This window comes from Lacrimispora sp. 38-1, assembly GCF_049890855.1.
In the GTDB taxonomy this organism is placed as follows: Bacteria; Bacillota; Clostridia; order Lachnospirales; family Lachnospiraceae; genus Lacrimispora.
Genome location: NZ_JBANEW010000027.1, coordinates 37833 through 53910, shown reverse-complemented (window position 1 = coordinate 53910; position 16078 = coordinate 37833). Strand labels below are relative to the sequence as shown.

Here is a 16078-nt window from a genome sequence, read left to right as displayed (position 1 = left end):
TTAAAAATCAATCTACAAACTCAGGCATAATGGAATATTGTACTGATGTTTTTTCTAGTAATTTTTCACATGCTTCACTTAAGCCTTCTATCTTTAGTTTAACATGTCTTTCACTATATTTCATAACTATTTTGTCGAATGCATCTCCTGCTGATTCATCCCAAAACTTCAAATGCGTCACATCAAGACCAATCGTCTGGTTACTAATATCAAAATCAAACTTACCCATAAAATGGGTAGTTGATGCGAAAAACAACTGACCATAACAACGATATATAATTCCTTCTTCTGTCTCTTCTTTTTCCACTTGTGTCTGTGATATTTTATATACAAAAAAGATAGAGCTCATCATAATTCCCGTAATGACTCCATATGCCAGATTATCCGTTAATAAAACGATGATAACCGTTGTGAGCATAACAATTGTATCTGTTTTTGGGACTTTAGCCATTCTTTTTATAGAGTGCCAGTCAAAGGTAGCAATGGATACAATAATCATTACAGCTACTAGTGCTGCAATTGGTATCTGAATTACCCACTTATTCAAAGCAACAATTAATGTCATAAGAAATACACCTGATAAAAGAGTAGATAATCTTTTTCTTCCACCTGATTTAAAATTAATTACAGACTGTCCAATCATAGCACAACCTGCCATACCACCAAATAATCCTGCAACAACATTGGCAAGTCCCTGACCAATGCATTCCCTATTCTTGTTACTTTTTGTATCTGTCTTCTCATCCAGTAATTGAGCAGTTAACATAGATTCAACCAAACCTACTACAGAAAGCGATAAGGCAACGGGGAAAATAACTTTCAAAGTTTCCATGCTAATTGCTATTTGGGGTATCAAGAAACTTGGAAGTGTTCCCGCAATATTACCCATATCTCCGATTCTGGTAACATCCATCTTTGTAACAACAGTAAGCACTGTTAATGTAACAATTGCAACTAGTGGCGCTGGAATTGCCTTATTCACTTTCGGGAAAAAGTAAATTGTAGCCATTCCAACAACAACTAATACATACATGGTAATATTAGCACCTTCAAAATGTTCTAACTGCGCTTTAAATATTAATATTCCCAGTGCGTTAACAAATCCAGTCATGACTGGACTAGGGATAAAACGAAGTAGATTTCCTGCTTTTAGCATACCAAATACAATCTGTAGCAAACCCGCTAAAACCGAGGCCGCCAGCATATACTCTATCCCATGAGATTTAACAAGTCCCGCCAGCACTAATGCCATGGCACCCGTTGCTCCCGAAATCATACCTGGACGCCCTCCAGCTATAGCAGTTACAATCGCGATACAAAAGGATGCGTATAATCCCACCATAGGATTTAATCCTGCTAACAACGAAAAACCGATAGCTTCTGGAATCAGTGCAATTGCTACTACAAGCCCTGACATAACCTCATTTTTAACATTTCCAAACCATTCATTTTTAATTCTGTTCATAAATTCTCCTAGTAATTATATTTTTAAGCCATTTTGTTTTCTCACCAACATAAGTCAGTGCTAATTTGTGCATAGCTCTAGTGCACGCTACATAAAGCATCTTACGATCCATCTCTGATTTATATTCTTCATCAGATACATTCGGAATTAAGACCTGGTCAAATTCAAGCCCCTTTGACATATGGGAACTTGTGATGATAACACCTTCTTTAAATTCAGTACTGTTAAAATCCAACAAGTGAACTCCCTCCAGCTCTTGCAAACTATGATACAGATGCTTTGCCATCTTCTCCGACCTGCATATAATGCCCATATTTGTATATTCTGATTTCTGAAATTCTGATACGATCTTTCTAATCTTTTTAATCTGTTCCTTATTCTCTTTAAATCCTTCTACTGAAAATCTTAACTGCTATGCCTATTTACTTATCAATTCTAAAGGTCGTATAACGAACATGATTTGTGAAAATCATGTTCAGTCCAATCATCTGAGCTATAGTTTGCATTGTCTTTGGAGTATAAAAAGAGATATGACTTTTATCTCTGATATAATTCCAAGTCCAAAAATGCTCTTCATCACATTTATGAAATAATGTCATAACAGAAAGAGTTCCTTGCTCATTCAAAAGTTCTTTAAATATTTTAAAATACAAGATTGGATTATCTAAATGTTCTACTACTTCTGTTGACGTTACTAAATCATATTTTTTATTTTTGTATATTTTTGAAGGTGAATAAAATTTATCATAAATATCCATAGCATACCCATGATCACGACTTAATAATTCTGCTAATACAGGAGATGGTCCACTACCAAAATCAAATCCTGTTTTTCCTTCACTGGTATATTTAAACACCGCTTCGTTTAAAAACTTATAAAAATAGGCAACGTATTTAGGATCTTCAATAGAATTATGATGCTTATTATAAATTTTCAGTTCATCTTCCAGGCTAATAAATTCATTCTCATCTTTTGAAATAAACTCGCACTTTTCACAAAAATGATATAATTCACCTAATTTGGGATGTTGCATTATTTTCGTATTTGCACCACAAATCTTACACTTTAACATTTTATAACCTCTTTTACTTGTTCCTACAGAAGACTACCACTTTTTTTATTACGTAAAAACTCCTGGATTTTTTTATCTGGTTTCATTAATTCACTTAAAGATGAGTTATGATTTAATGTATCGATTAGTAATGCAATAAACTTACTCATGTCTGCCGAAACATAATACGGTTTTGATAAGATTTCATTGCTTTGATATGCGAGATTAGTTGTAATGATCCTATAAATTATACCTTGTTCGTAGGCATTATCAAATTTTTCTAAACCACTCGTGAAAAGTCCAAATGTTGCACAGACAATAATTCGCCCAGCGTTTCTCTTCTTTAATTCTTTTGCAGTATCTAAAATACTGCCTCCTGAAGCTATCATGTCATCGATAACAATGACATCCTTACCCTCTATATTTGATCCTAGAAATTCATGAGCAACAATTGGGTTTGATCCATCAACTATAATGGAATAATCTCTTCTCTTATAAAACATTCCCATATCAATTCCTAGTATATTAGCATAGTATACCGACCTGCTCATAGCTCCCTCATCAGGACTTACAATCATAGTATGCGCTGAATCTAGGACTAAATCAGGAATTTTATTAACCAGTGCTTTTATAAATTGATAGGTTGGCCAAACAGATTCAAAACTCTTGAGTGGAATGGCATTTTGAACTCTTGGATCATGCGCATCAAATGTAATGATGTTTTCAACTCCCATTTGAACGAGTTCCTGAAGAGCCAATGCGCAGTCTAAGGATTCTCTTGAACTTCTTTTATGTTGTCTACCTTCATATAAAAATGGCATAATTACCGTTATTCTTTTTGCTTTTCCACCTATTGCAGCAATTATTCTTTTCAAATCCTGAAAATGGTCATCCGGAGACATTCTATTTTCTTTTTCACACATACTGTAAGTAATGCTATGATTTGAAACATCAACAAGTATAAATATATCTTTTCCTCTGACACTCTGTTTCACTGTCCCTTTTGCTTCACCAGTTCCAAACCTTGGGAATTCAGCATCCAGTAAATAATTTTCTTTTCGGTATCCAGCCTCTGACAAAAGAGAAATATTGCGTTTTTGAACATTATTTCGCCATTTACTAATAAATTGATTCACATCATGTCCTAAGTTCTCGCTACTTTTTAGTGCAATGATTCCCAGGTCTCCAAGTGGTAGTTGATTACTTTTTTCATCTATCTTGATCATACTATTTCATCTCCCTTTGAAAGTATACTATCTCTGTAACAGTTCAGTAATAAAAGGTATTGAGTCCTTCTTACTATAAACAAACAACCTATGCAAAGCTCTTGTCATGCAAACATATAGCAGTTTTAAATCAAATGTTTCTTCCCGATAAGTGTCATCAATGTTAACAATTAATACTGCATCAAATTCTAGCCCTTTTGAAAGATAAGACGGTACAACAACAATATTGTGATCATATTCTTCTTCTCTTCCATCTAAAAGTTTGGTGACAATCACTCCTCTTTTAACAAGTTGCTTATGAATCTGTTTGCATTCTTTTGGAGTTTTTCCAATGATTGCAATTGATTGATATCCCTCGCAAATTAATTCTTGCACTTTCTTTTCCGTTTGCTTAATAATTTCTTCTCCGTTTTCAAATTGCACTATTGCAGGCACTTCACCATTTCTAACGACGGGTTTTGCTAAAATTAATTCTTCTGGTATCTTTCTGATTATTTTATTTGCTAAATCCATGATTTCAATTGTAGTACGATAGCTTTGTTCTAATTTTAAATATTGACTTTTCTCTGAATCAAAAATGTGATTCAAAACATAGTCCCAATTTTGAATGCTTCGATAAGAATATATGCCTTGCGACAAATCACCCAAAATAGTAAAAAGCTGAGTATTGAAAATTTCCTTTAATGCAAAAAACTGAAAATGACTAAAATCTTGTGCTTCATCAATTACTACATATTTGATATCAATCTCTTTCTCAAAACCAAAAATTCTATGTTTCATATAAACTAGCGCTGCTAAATCTTCCAATTCAACTTGCTTATTATTAAATATAATCTCGGATTTATTACATAAAAAATCAAGAAAATTATTTTCCAAATTGGTTTTAGCATACTTTTGAATCAATTCCTGATTTGTTATAAGCTCTCTATAGTAATCATACAAGTCTCTATTTTCAAACTTCGACATATATTTTTTAACTAAAGTACCAGAGTTTTTTTTCACCTCATTAATTGCTTTATCTCTCTTCTCTATTAAAGAAACAATTCTATGACGTCTTTCTTCTCCCTCTGTCTCATTTTTTCTGATTGCATCTATTTGATCATCATACAGCTTTTCAACTGCTTCTATAATTTTTACTTTATCATTTTTCAAACGATGCGTAATATGTTTTTTTATTTGTTCCATTCGCTTATAAAACGGAAGATTTTTGTAGCTATTCGTAAAAATATTTTGAATGGAAGCATTGTCCATAATCATGTATTCTCCCAACATGAAGTCTTCCTTTGGTACAAAATATAATTCTATCTCATCAATATACTTATCTATTATATCCTTATATTCCATAGCCCCTTTAAACTGCGCCATCATTATCATATGTTCTTGTTCACAATTTTCTGATCCTTCAATAATCGAAATTAGCTTTTCGTCCGTATTTGACAATTTAAACTTATGCCCAATCAGCTCAAAAATGTAATCGGTGTATGTGGTCTGAATTACTTTATCAGCACTAAGTTCAGGTAATACTTCTGAAATATAGTTTAAAAACAACCGATTCGGTGCAATAATCATAAAATTTTCTGGATAGAATGATTTTTCATATGTATAAATCAGATACGCAATACGATGTAATGCGATTGTTGTCTTTCCGCTACCTGCAACTCCCTGTACAACCAACGGATTCAATATATCGGAACGGATTATGGCATTTTGCTCAGACTGTATCGTTGATACTATATCCTTTAAACGGTTATCCTTATTTTCTCCCAGCGATGCTTGTAAAAAAGTATCCGTAGCTGTAATATCTACATCCATTATGCCTTCCAGTCTTGATTTATCAATTGTATACTGCCTTTTTAATGCCAAATCGCCTATTATCGTTTTAGAAACTGCTTCATAAGACACTTCACCCAATCTTCCATCATAGTAAACACTTGCAAGAGGAGATCTCCAATCAAGAATCCATTGTTTATTCGTTTCTTTATGATACAAAGACATTTTACCAATATAAAATTTCTCGAATTCAGCTTCATCTTCCTGTTTAAAATCAATTCTTGCAAAATAAGGTTTTTCCTGCGCTATCAATAATTTGTCATAGTCTTTTTCTAATTCTGCCAATAATGTTGAATACAGCATAATTGTTGCATAGCTATTACTACTATCCAAAAAATCCAAATCAACGTAAGCTTGCTTTATTTCATCTTTTCCTTCCAGTCTATTTAATTCTGTAGCACAAATTGCACCTTTAATATATGCAATTGTTTCTTCTAGCCTTTTCATTTCTTCCTCATAATCAGGATGTTTTTTTATTGACATATTCATCTCCTTACATTTCAAAAAATGCTCACAAAAATAAATCGTTATTTTTCGGTTTATATTACAAGCCGTAAAATAGCGATTCCCCATCACTATATTTCGATGTATAGAAGCCTTCTCTCCTCTTCTACACCTACTTTCCCCTGTAAACTCATTTTCACGAAGACTGTGTTAGCATTTCTTTTCACAGAATCCTTTTATGATAGATAAAAAGTTCCCTTAAAAGCCTCTGCAATGTTCCCATAGCTGCCAACTTTTTACATACTATAACTTATTTCATTACTATAGTCAGTGTCTCTTTTTTTCTTTTTCCTGATACATCATCACATCTGCTTTCTCGAATGCTTTTTTTAGCATAGTTAGATTTTCGATTTTAGCATAACCATAGCAAAAAGTAAGTTCCTGTATATATTTATCACTATCAAAGAAAGAAGTTGCAATTTCACTAACTTTTTTCATCATATTTTCTATTTCTCTTTTTTTGATATCCGGCAATATCAAAACAAATTCATCTCCACCAAATCGAATTCCATATTGGTTTTTATTCAAAATATAAAGCAAAGCATCCGAAACTGCTTTAATTGCTTCATCTCCTACCATATGACCATATCCATCGTTAAGTCTTTTTAAATCATCTATATCAATTATTAAAACCGTAAAATTTTCTTCACAAGATATCTCAATTTTCTTACGCATTATTTCTTCCCAAAAATTTCTGTTGTAAAGACCTGTAAATATATCCACATAACGCGCAAATTTATTTGATTCCATGATATTTTCATCTATAAAAAGAAAGTGAATCAACTTCCTGTTATCAACTTCAACTTCTGTTTTTGTAACTTTATAAGGCGCTCTACAATCATCCGCACAAATATGAATCATCTCATCATCTATTTCGAGCAAGTTTACATTTAAAAACATTGATTCATATTCATCCTTACTTATGTTCATTTGAAGAATTTCGCCTTCTTCTCCCACAAGTAAAAATATTACACTCTGTCTGTTTTTTTCTCTAATTACCATTTTACACCGCCTTACTTGGTAACAAAACTATATGTAACGTTCTCCTTTTTTTCGTTCAATAAATTCCAGCAAATCATCTAATTTTACTCTCCAACTTCTACCGATCTTAAAACTAGGAAGAGAACCATTTTGAACTAATTTATATGTCGTTACTTCGCTGATCTTTAAATATTCTGCAACTTCAGTAATTGTTAAGATTTTAGAGTTATCTGAGTTTTCTTTCATTATATAACCTTCTTTCAGCGTTTCATTATGTTTTATTATATCACAGTGTCCTTTAGATTAAAAGAGTCATTTTAAATATCTTTTATTAATTTTTATTGCAATCAATTATAACCTATTATAACTGATTATAAAAAACAACAACAGATTATGAAAGCCTTATATGTTTTTTAATATGGTATTTAGTCTCTAATATTTTCTAAATAAATTCAGCTCATTCCATTATTTCACATAAATAAAATTCAAACAATTCAAGAAAGGTTTTTCTAACCTTGAACCAAGAAGTAAAATCATTTTGTTCTTTTATTCTCCAAAATCACCTAGTAAGATGCGCTGTTCATGGGATGGGGCAACTAAGAATTTATTTTGATTGCATCATTAATACTTTTGATTAATCAACACTTTCTCAGTCTCCCAACCATATAACATTAATTCTCTAATATCTCAGTACAATTTTATTTATCTTTCGCCTGTCTTATCAACCATATCACAACTCTCATCATAAACTTATTAAAGACGATGTCTTCCTGAGCAATATTCATAACCATGCCATCTAGTGCTTCTTTGTCTACTATTAATTCAAACACTTCATCTATAAACATAACAAAACCAGAAGTATCATTACATTCTTGAAATTTTTCTTTTGATGTAAAAACCATAGCATATGATTTCCCCTCATTATCTATTACCCTATGGATATCCCCTCTCTCTACACCTGAAAAAAATACAATATTATCCGCTCCTGTCGGTATAGAATCGCTTTTTACTGAAAGAATTAGCCCTGCACATTCCTCTGATTTAGCAGCTATGGTTTCAAGCATTTTGCCTAACTCTTCACTGTTCTGATTTCGTTTCCAATTTTTCAAAGCCTCTTCAATTGTATCGTTCTGAAGCATATATTCAATATACTCTTTCTTCTCTTCTTCACTTATCTTCTCTGACATTGTCCTCTTCACCTTTCTTCTTGTTAGTCGCTTATTTTATTATGAGTTATTGTTTTATATTCCGTAGCCAATATTTTTGCTCGAATCTACATTACATTTTCACTCACTCTTATAAATAACTGGTCGATATGTATTTAATCATTTTGTTTGTCTCACTTTTACAACCGATTTTAGTATAATTTCAGAGTAAAATCAATAGAAATGGTGCAAAAAGTGAGACAAATCATCTGACAATATTCGACAAATAAAGAAGGGAGGGTATTTATGCCCAAACCAAAAACCAGCTCTGGTGAAAAAAATCTTATCAGTCAACGTCTAATTGAGTTAAGAAAACAGCATAATCTTTCTCAACGTGATTTAGCCCACAAACTTCAACTTGCAGGGTTTGATATGGATAAAAATGTGATTACCAGAATAGAAACAAACAAAAGATATGTAACCGATATTGAACTTCGAGCACTCTGCCAGGTTTTCAATGTAACCTATGATTATCTCATAGATGGAAAGGTACAATAAGTCAAAAAGGATACTCTGTTTTGCAATCAAAGTATCCTTTTCTAATGTATAAAAGTATCAGGTGAGATATTCCAATTCTCTTATAAAATTCAGAAAATACGACCAGAAATATTTATCCTCGCCACTCTATATCTCTTTCTTATCTGATATTGGCTCCTCCTATCTGGATTTACCATCCTTCTTTAGTTCAGAAAATTTTTTCTCTGAAATAGTTTCAGGTGCAACCTTTACCTTCTCATATGCCTCAAAAGCATCCGCTCCATACTGATACTCTGATTCCGCAACCATAACACCAACCTGCTCATTATGAGCATTCTCCATCAATGAATCAAAAGTCTTCATCATGCGATTAATTTCCACTTCCCTAGCCAAATTCTCCACCTTATCTATCGCTGCATCCAATCTAAATTCCATCGCTTCCAGTATCCTTTTCTTTGCAAGCCAAGGTTTCTTTACCATCTCAGTTTTTGGAAATTTGTTCTCTGACTGAGAATAATCAACTACTTCCTTATCAGCAAATGTACGAAATGTGTTAGCAATTTTTTGATTTGCTTCACTCATTCCAGTCCCAAAAGCATCAATCTTTGCAATTGTCGCTGAAACCTCCTTTTGTGATTCCTTCAAATGTTCACGGATACCCATTAGCTTATCCTTTAAATCAAATAGATCCGATATCTTATTGAGTGCCGCTTTACCTTTCTTCTTTGCTTCCACTACAATATCTGAAGCTTTTGATTTCATATTATCCTTAACAACAAATAACTGCTCTTTTATCGTATTACAGCCTTGTTGTAATCGTTCTGCTGGCGCCTGAAGCTGAGTTTTCAGATTATTTAGTACTGTATCTTCCTGCATATCTTTCAGTTGCTGCTTCACATTCGTCAATTCTTCTGTCATAAAATCCAGCTTTCTTTCCAGACTATCTACATACGTACAAAGCTCAAATGTATGATTTGCTTCTTTGGGCATATTATTCTGTTTTAACAGCTTAATTAATTCAAGAATAATCTCGTCTTGTGTCATTGTATTGGTTTTATTCTCCATCATTTACTCCTCCATTTCTTTGCTTAGCGGAGCTTACACTCCGCTATTTTATCAAGACCGATTAACGAAAAGGTGTTTCTTTAGCAGTAACATTCTGTGAAACTGCCACCTGTTCTTTTCCACTTGTATCTTCAATACTATGATCTGCTTGCTCTTTCATTTTCATTTCGTAATCAGCAAGTACTGCATTAAATATCGTGGTACGAAACTCTGCTGTAACAGGAAAGCATATATCACGAAAAATATCCTTCCCTTGCTCATCCTTCTGGTTTGTCTTATACCCAGGCATTGCAACAAAGTTATTTCCATTTCTACCTTCTAAAACCGTGACATTATTAATCATAAAACAATCATCCAACACAACTCGTGCCAAGGCTTTCATGCTACTCCCTTCTCTTTCATATGGAGTAACCGATACTGTAACTTCCGGTATGTCTACAGACTTCTCACGACTCACAAAATCTTTCTCATCTCTCTTTTCAAATGCTTCTAGAATGTCAGCATACAATACTTCTCTGAATTCCTTAGTAATCGGATTGCAGATATCCTTATAAATATCGTGTCCCTCTTCATTCTGCTGATTGGTTTTGTATCTTGGCATTGATACGAACATTCTTCCATCTCCAGACTGGAGAATTGCAATATTGGTTACTTTAAAACTCTCTCCGAATGTAACTGTTGCAAAACCTTTTAAGCTACCTTCGTTTCTCTTAACATCATTTACTTTAATTGAATACTTCATAAAATCCCTCTTTCTGCATGTTCTGGTCATGCTCCGTAATTTATTTCTTTTTGAAAACCATGGCATTAAAAAGGGACTGCCATAATGACAATCCCTGATATCCAATCCAATAGCGCTATTTGCTAATATATTTATTTTCTAGATTTATCTACTTTTACCATCAAAATCTGTATGATACCTGTCTCTTCTTTCAGCTACATTGCTTTCTGACAGTTCAACTTTGCTCACTTCTGTGACATTTAGATCCACATCTTCTACTTTTCCATTTTCAAGATCAAGCCTTGCATTTAATTCATACTGTCTTATGATCTTTTCCTTTAATTCTTGCTCATACTGGAATGGCTTTTCATACTCAGATTTAGATGATTCCATATCTCGCTGGTATTGGTCAATCTTCTTTAAAAGAAAATCTTCATTCTCTTGAAGGCTGTTAAAAGTATTTTCAAGTTTTACCATGTTTCCAACTGGACTGGTTGAAAGTTCTGCTTTATACTCTGTTTTGCCACGAAGCACCATATAGTTTGTTCCCATAAAGTTCTTTTCAGCTAACAATTCAAAACCATGATACCAACCAATTGGATAGATGTCACCAGTTTTGCATTTACTGATTGCTTCTAACATGGCTGTACCACCATCTACTCTTTCTGTAAATGTAGCAATTCCTACTTTTATAGCAAATTCCGGACTAGTGATAAGTTCTTTATCCCTCACTTTGATATCTTCTCGAACACAGGCAAGTTTTTCTTCTGCTGCCTTAATCAATTTTGGAAAACGAACCATATAATTATCTTGTAAAGAGTATCTTTGTCCATCATAAGAAGACTTCAACAATTTTAAGCGTTGAACATCATTATCCAGTTCCATTTTTTCACGAATTAAAGGATTACCCGTAGCAACTGCCTTAATTTCTGCATAGGAAAGTGTGGCTTCATCAATATCTTCGCAAGTACGAGAAACCGATTTACTGGTCATTACCTGGCTGATAAAACGCTGTTTATTTTCCACAAGTGACCATGAGTATGCGTCGAAGGTTCCTTTTGTTACATATCGATACACTGCAACTTCTGCATTTTCATTTCCCTGTCTGATCCCTCTGCCTTCTCTTTGTTCGATGCTAGAAGGCTTCCAGGGGCAGTCTATATGATGCATAGCCACAAGGTGCGTCTGGACATTTACACCTGTACCACACTTATCTGTAGAACCAATGAGAATTTTCTTTTTACCTGTTCTCATAGCTTTAAATAAAATATCTCTTTGTACATCTGACTTTGCATCATGGATAAATGCGACTTCATCAGCCGGAATGCCTCTTTTTACCAGTTCTGTTTTTATATAATTATAAATATCAAATTCTCCACTATTTCCTTCCATTGACCATGCTGACTTGGGCGTTCCAATATCCGAAAAGACCAGCTGACAGCCGATTTTACCCTCACCCATTGCTTTTTGATACTCGTACATGATATTTTCTACTACTTTATTCAGCTTTCCAACAGGATTATTCGGTGCATCTGCCTCTAATAGTCTTGCATCGGTACCAAGTAATCTGGCTTCATGAGTAATCTTTAGGAAATTATCAATACTAGGATCGATACCGCCATTACGAATATGCTCTGCTCTTACAACAAAGTCTTCCATTACCTGCTTTACATACCAGTCCGGCTCACTCTCGACAATAATATATTTATTATCTCTAAGTGTTGGCACGTTCAGATCTAGCATATCAGCTGTCTGCACATCAGCACATTCCCTAAAAATATTAAGTAGCTCTGGAAGATTGGTGAATTTATTAAATCTACTTTTAAAACGGAATCCACTACCTTCAACCGTAAGTTCCAATGCTGTAGTCACTTCACCAAAGTTGGTTGCCCATGAATCAAAATGATAGATACCCATCTGCTCCAACGTATCCTTTTGCAGATATTGTTGCATAACATACATTTCCCCCATAGTATTACTGATCGGTGTTCCTGTTGCAAATACAATACCCCTTCCACCATTTAACTCATTGATATACTGACACTTTAATTGCATATCCGTTGATTTTTTCGCCCCAGAACTGTTAATACCTGATACATTATTCATCTTTGAAAATATGGCAAGATTTTTAAAAAGATGTGCTTCGTCGACCATCAGAGAGTCAATTCCAAGCTCTTCAAAATTGATAAGATCATCTTTTCTGCTTTCATCTGCCAAAGACTTTATCTGTTCCTCTAGCTTTTTCTTCTGACCTTCCATCTGTTTTACAGTCCATCTTTCACCATTTCTCTGCTTCAATTCATCAATCGCAGAAGATAATTCATCTATCTTCTGATTTAGCATGCGTTCTTTTCTCTCAGGTGAAATAGGAATCTTTTCAAACTGTGAATGGGACATAATAATACTGTCATAATCCCCGGTAGCAATTCTTGAAATGAACTGTTTCCTCCTGCTCTTTTCAAAGTCTCTCTCTGTGGCAACAAGGATATTTGCTGACGGATAAAGTCTTAGAAATTCACTTGCTGTCTGTCCAATTAGTGCTTTGGGAACTATCATAACTGTTTTATTTGAAAGACCTAAACGCTTCTGTTCCATACATGCAGCCATCATTTCAAATGACTTTCCAGCACCAACACAATGAGCTAAGAGGGTATTTCCTCCCATCAAGATTCTTGCTACTGCATTTTTCTGATGTGGTTTAAGTTCAATTTCTGGATTCATCCCTGGAAACTGCAAATGTGAACCATCATATTCACGTAGTCTGCTATTGTTAAATGTCTCGTTATAATAATTTACATATTTCGCTCTGCGCTCAGGGTCTTTAAACAGCCATCCCTTAAAGACTTCCTTAATCTGATTTTGCTTTTCTCTGGCAAGCATAGTCTCATTTTTATTTACAACATAATGGTACTTTCCATCTCCATCATCTACTCTGTCTTTAATAGTTACGGTCTTTAGATTTAAGGTATCCTCAAAAATAGAATAAGCATCCTCTCGGCTGGTACCAAATGTTTTGGTCGCAGCGATCGAATGCTTATCCATTGATTTATTTTCAATAAACCATTCCATACTTACTTTGTTTAAATTAAGCTGAATGCCTGAATTATAATACTGACTTCGTACTGCCCTCGCTCTTCTTGGAGTATTAAGTAGTTCATAAATAAACTGCTCATAATCATTGGGCTCAATCCATGTAATACCTATACGCACATCAATTTCTGATGCATCAAGGTCTACAGGCTGAACCTGCTCTAATGCCTTTACATTTATCTGAAAAAGTTCAGGATATTCAACTGCCATAGCTTTTGCTGTTCTAAGCTTATCACGTACATTTCCTGATAGATATTCATCTGCGGTTTCCCATCCAACATTGGGATTATTCTCATTGAAGCTGATAGGATTCAGATAGATAAGTCCAGAAAGTTCTTCTATCATAATTCCTCGTTCTAATTCTGATTTAGCATCGGCTGATAAGGTACTGCCTTCTGGTAATTGCTCCATTACATATTCAAGATTAGGATGATAGATACTGAGCATATATGCAATGTTTACCCCGCCATACTCATTCACCGATACATTTAGTGCCTCTACAGCTGTTTCCACCCGTTCAATATGAATTTTCGCTTTGATTGTCTGCTTATAAAACATATCTGCCTTTTTTACATTTCCATCTTCATCTATGACTTCAAGAGAGCACAATAATGGATAATCTGCATCATCACGAAATGCCTTGCTACTTCCTTGCCCTGTAATATAACTATGCTTTTCAACATAAGAATCATATACCTGATTCAAAAGTCTTTGCTGACTTACAAGCTCCTCTTCACTACATCCTTCCGTCTGTATTTCAATCAGTTTTCTGGTCACGATTCTAATTTCATTCATCATGCGGATTTTTTCTTCCACAGTCTCTGACACCTCCCTTCGATACATCTGAGAATTTTCACGGTAATAAAGCTTATTCTCAAAGAAGGTATAGGTGAAGTTTCTGACATCTGGATCTGCTGGAATAATATCTACACTTTGTTCTGATTCTTCTACTAATCTCTCAAAATCATTCATCTGCGCTGACATTTTCCGTATAACTTTGTTCAATTCATCATAAATATGAAAGTTCTCATCACGATTTACACAGACTGTATAGTGACTGCTATCACCAAATCTTCCGGAATCATATTCCATATGCCCTAACATCATTTCTGGATGCTCTATAAAATAGGAATTGACTGCAATCCCATCTTCTGTATAGCCAAGATGCACCCAGTCTGGTTCAATATCCATCTTTCTCTCTCGCTTTTGTAAAAATAGAATGTCACTGGTTACTTCTGTACCTGCATTGTCCTTAAAAGCCGTGTTTGGAAGTCTGATGGCACCAATCAATTCTGCTCGTTCTGCCAGATATTTTCGAACTGATGGATTACTCTTATCCAGAGTTCCTTTTGTTGTGATAAACGCTACCATTCCACCCGGTCTTACCTGATCAATTGCTTTTGCAAGAAAGTAATCATGGATACGGAAGTTATGCTTATTATACTTAGGGTCAAATAACTTATAATCTCCAAAAGGAACATTTCCGATTGCTACATCAAAGAAATTATCTGGATATGTTGTCTTCTCAAAACCTGTAATTGAAATATTGGCATTCTGATAAAGCTGCTTTGCAATTCTTCCTGAAATACTATCCACTTCCACACCATAATAATTACAGCCTTGCAGTGGTGTGGGAACACTTCCAAAAAAGTTTCCTATACCCATACTTGGCTCTAATACATTTCCTTTACGAAAACCGAATTGAACTAATGCCTGATTCATACAACTTGCGATTTCAGGAGAAGTATAAAATGCAGTATTAACCGTTGCTCTTGCCGCCTCATATTCATCTTCACTCAACAATTCTTTTAACACAACAAATTCATTTTTCCAAGCATCATTTGAAGAGTCAAAAACCTCTGAAATCCCACCCCACCCAACATAATTTGATAAAGTTTTCTGTTCCTGTGCTGTTGCAAGTCTACCTTCATCTTCTATCTTCTTTAGTAATATGATAGCTTCTATATTCCATTTATATCTGGTCTTTGCTCCACCCTTTGGAAGATCCCATAAATTGTAATGAAAGTTCTGCTTCTTTTCATTCTTTGGTGTTGATGCTTCCACTCTTCTTTCAAAATCCTGATATAATGGATTTTTCTTATCATATGGAGTCTCTTTTAACATCTGCTCAAATTTATCTACTCTATCTTGTTCTACGAAAGTACTTGCTTTAATTAGATAAGTACAGACTTCATATATTTGTTCAAATGTAACATCCGCTTTTCTACGTTCTCCAAATGTATCCTTAAAATTAATAGTTACACCCAACTGACTCTGGTCGTATTCGATTAAACCATATTTGTTATTTGCATATGCCTTAGAATGTTCACTTCCGATATGATTTACAGTACGAATAAGAAAACTAATTTTATCTGATGGCAGTAAGTTACTTTCATATATTTTCTTTACAAATGGTTGAAATGGCTTCATCGATGAACACTCTGTTACATAGATTTCTATAG

12 protein-coding genes are annotated in these 16078 nt (G+C 34.1%); 1 reads left to right on the top strand and 11 read right to left on the bottom strand.

Annotation, left to right across the window (positions count from 1 at the left end; genetic code table 11):
* Positions 1 to 7 precede the first annotated feature (7 nt).
* From V7D18_RS05370 to V7D18_RS05335, 8 genes are all read right to left on the bottom strand, one after another.
* Positions 8 to 1465, bottom strand: a complete 1458-nt coding sequence (locus V7D18_RS05370; protein ID WP_426152183.1) for a SulP family inorganic anion transporter — start codon at positions 1463 to 1465, stop codon at positions 8 to 10.
* The gene (locus V7D18_RS05365) at positions 1452 to 1751 is read right to left on the bottom strand and encodes an ATP-binding domain-containing protein (protein WP_426152181.1); all 300 of its coding nucleotides are present in this window, start codon (positions 1749 to 1751) and stop codon (positions 1452 to 1454) included. Before V7D18_RS05365 ends, V7D18_RS05370 begins: the two co-directional genes overlap by 14 nt.
* A gap of 136 nt (positions 1752 to 1887) precedes the next feature.
* Positions 1888 to 2538 (bottom strand): class I SAM-dependent methyltransferase, encoded by a 651-nt coding sequence (locus tag V7D18_RS05360; RefSeq protein WP_426152179.1) that lies wholly within the window; start codon positions 2536 to 2538, stop codon positions 1888 to 1890.
* Positions 2539 to 2561: 23 nt separating this feature from the next.
* Positions 2562 to 3743 carry a ribose-phosphate pyrophosphokinase gene (locus V7D18_RS05355; RefSeq protein ID WP_426152177.1) on the bottom strand — a complete coding sequence of 394 codons (1182 nt, stop codon included), beginning with the start codon at positions 3741 to 3743 and terminating at the stop codon, positions 2562 to 2564.
* Positions 3744 to 3770: 27 nt separating this feature from the next.
* On the bottom strand, positions 3771 to 6056 hold the full coding sequence (gene helD, locus V7D18_RS05350; protein WP_426152175.1) for an RNA polymerase recycling motor HelD: 2286 nt from the start codon (positions 6054 to 6056) through the stop codon (positions 3771 to 3773).
* Positions 6057 to 6344: 288 nt separating this feature from the next.
* Entirely contained in the window at positions 6345 to 7079 is a 735-nt protein-coding gene (locus V7D18_RS05345) for a GGDEF domain-containing protein (RefSeq protein ID WP_426152173.1), read from the bottom strand.
* A 27-nt stretch (positions 7080 to 7106) separates the two neighbouring features.
* Positions 7107 to 7304, bottom strand: a complete 198-nt coding sequence (locus V7D18_RS05340; protein WP_426152171.1) for a helix-turn-helix domain-containing protein — start codon at positions 7302 to 7304, stop codon at positions 7107 to 7109.
* Positions 7305 to 7756: 452 nt separating this feature from the next.
* Entirely contained in the window at positions 7757 to 8245 is a 489-nt protein-coding gene (locus V7D18_RS05335; protein WP_426152169.1) for an SseB family protein, read from the bottom strand.
* A gap of 264 nt (positions 8246 to 8509) precedes the next feature.
* Between V7D18_RS05335 and V7D18_RS05330 the strand changes: the two genes are divergently transcribed.
* Complete coding sequence (locus V7D18_RS05330; RefSeq protein ID WP_426152167.1) at positions 8510 to 8761, top strand: helix-turn-helix domain-containing protein; 252 nt, start codon at positions 8510 to 8512, stop codon at positions 8759 to 8761.
* A 159-nt stretch (positions 8762 to 8920) separates the two neighbouring features.
* Here V7D18_RS05330 and V7D18_RS05325 read toward each other — a convergent pair whose 3' ends face one another.
* The 3 genes from V7D18_RS05325 to V7D18_RS05315 all read right to left on the bottom strand — a co-directional run bounded on the left by V7D18_RS05325 (position 8921) and on the right by V7D18_RS05315 (position 13247).
* Positions 8921 to 9805: a DUF6674 family protein gene (locus V7D18_RS05325; RefSeq protein WP_426152165.1), complete on the bottom strand. Its 885-nt coding sequence runs from the start codon at positions 9803 to 9805 to the stop codon at positions 8921 to 8923.
* A gap of 61 nt (positions 9806 to 9866) precedes the next feature.
* Positions 9867 to 10547: a SpoVG family protein gene (locus V7D18_RS05320; protein ID WP_426152163.1), complete on the bottom strand. Its 681-nt coding sequence runs from the start codon at positions 10545 to 10547 to the stop codon at positions 9867 to 9869.
* A 144-nt stretch (positions 10548 to 10691) separates the two neighbouring features.
* Positions 10692 to 13247, bottom strand: a complete 2556-nt coding sequence (locus V7D18_RS05315; protein ID WP_426152639.1) for a helicase-related protein — start codon at positions 13245 to 13247, stop codon at positions 10692 to 10694.
* Between the last annotated feature and the right edge of the window lie 2831 nt (positions 13248 to 16078).

Excerpts from the sequence above, each read along its gene's own strand:
- V7D18_RS05345 (WP_426152173.1), bottom strand. The coding sequence starts at position 7,079 with ATGGTAATTAGAGAAAAAAACAGACAGAGTGTAATATTTTTACTTGTG.
- V7D18_RS05320 (WP_426152163.1), bottom strand. The coding sequence starts at position 10,547 with ATGAAGTATTCAATTAAAGTAAATGATGTTAAGAGAAACGAAGGTAGC.
- V7D18_RS05365 (WP_426152181.1), bottom strand. The coding sequence starts at position 1,751 with ATGGCAAAGCATCTGTATCATAGTTTGCAAGAGCTGGAGGGAGTTCAC.
- V7D18_RS05360 (WP_426152179.1), bottom strand. The coding sequence starts at position 2,538 with ATGTTAAAGTGTAAGATTTGTGGTGCAAATACGAAAATAATGCAACAT.
- V7D18_RS05335 (WP_426152169.1), bottom strand. The coding sequence starts at position 8,245 with ATGTCAGAGAAGATAAGTGAAGAAGAGAAGAAAGAGTATATTGAATAT.
- helD (WP_426152175.1), bottom strand. The coding sequence starts at position 6,056 with ATGTCAATAAAAAAACATCCTGATTATGAGGAAGAAATGAAAAGGCTA.
- V7D18_RS05355 (WP_426152177.1), bottom strand. The coding sequence starts at position 3,743 with ATGATCAAGATAGATGAAAAAAGTAATCAACTACCACTTGGAGACCTG.
- V7D18_RS05340 (WP_426152171.1), bottom strand. The coding sequence starts at position 7,304 with ATGAAAGAAAACTCAGATAACTCTAAAATCTTAACAATTACTGAAGTT.
- V7D18_RS05315 (WP_426152639.1), bottom strand. The coding sequence starts at position 13,247 with ATGAATCCAGAAATTGAACTTAAACCACATCAGAAAAATGCAGTAGCA.
- V7D18_RS05370 (WP_426152183.1), bottom strand. The coding sequence starts at position 1,465 with ATGAACAGAATTAAAAATGAATGGTTTGGAAATGTTAAAAATGAGGTT.
- V7D18_RS05325 (WP_426152165.1), bottom strand. The coding sequence starts at position 9,805 with ATGGAGAATAAAACCAATACAATGACACAAGACGAGATTATTCTTGAA.
- V7D18_RS05330 (WP_426152167.1), top strand. The coding sequence starts at position 8,510 with ATGCCCAAACCAAAAACCAGCTCTGGTGAAAAAAATCTTATCAGTCAA.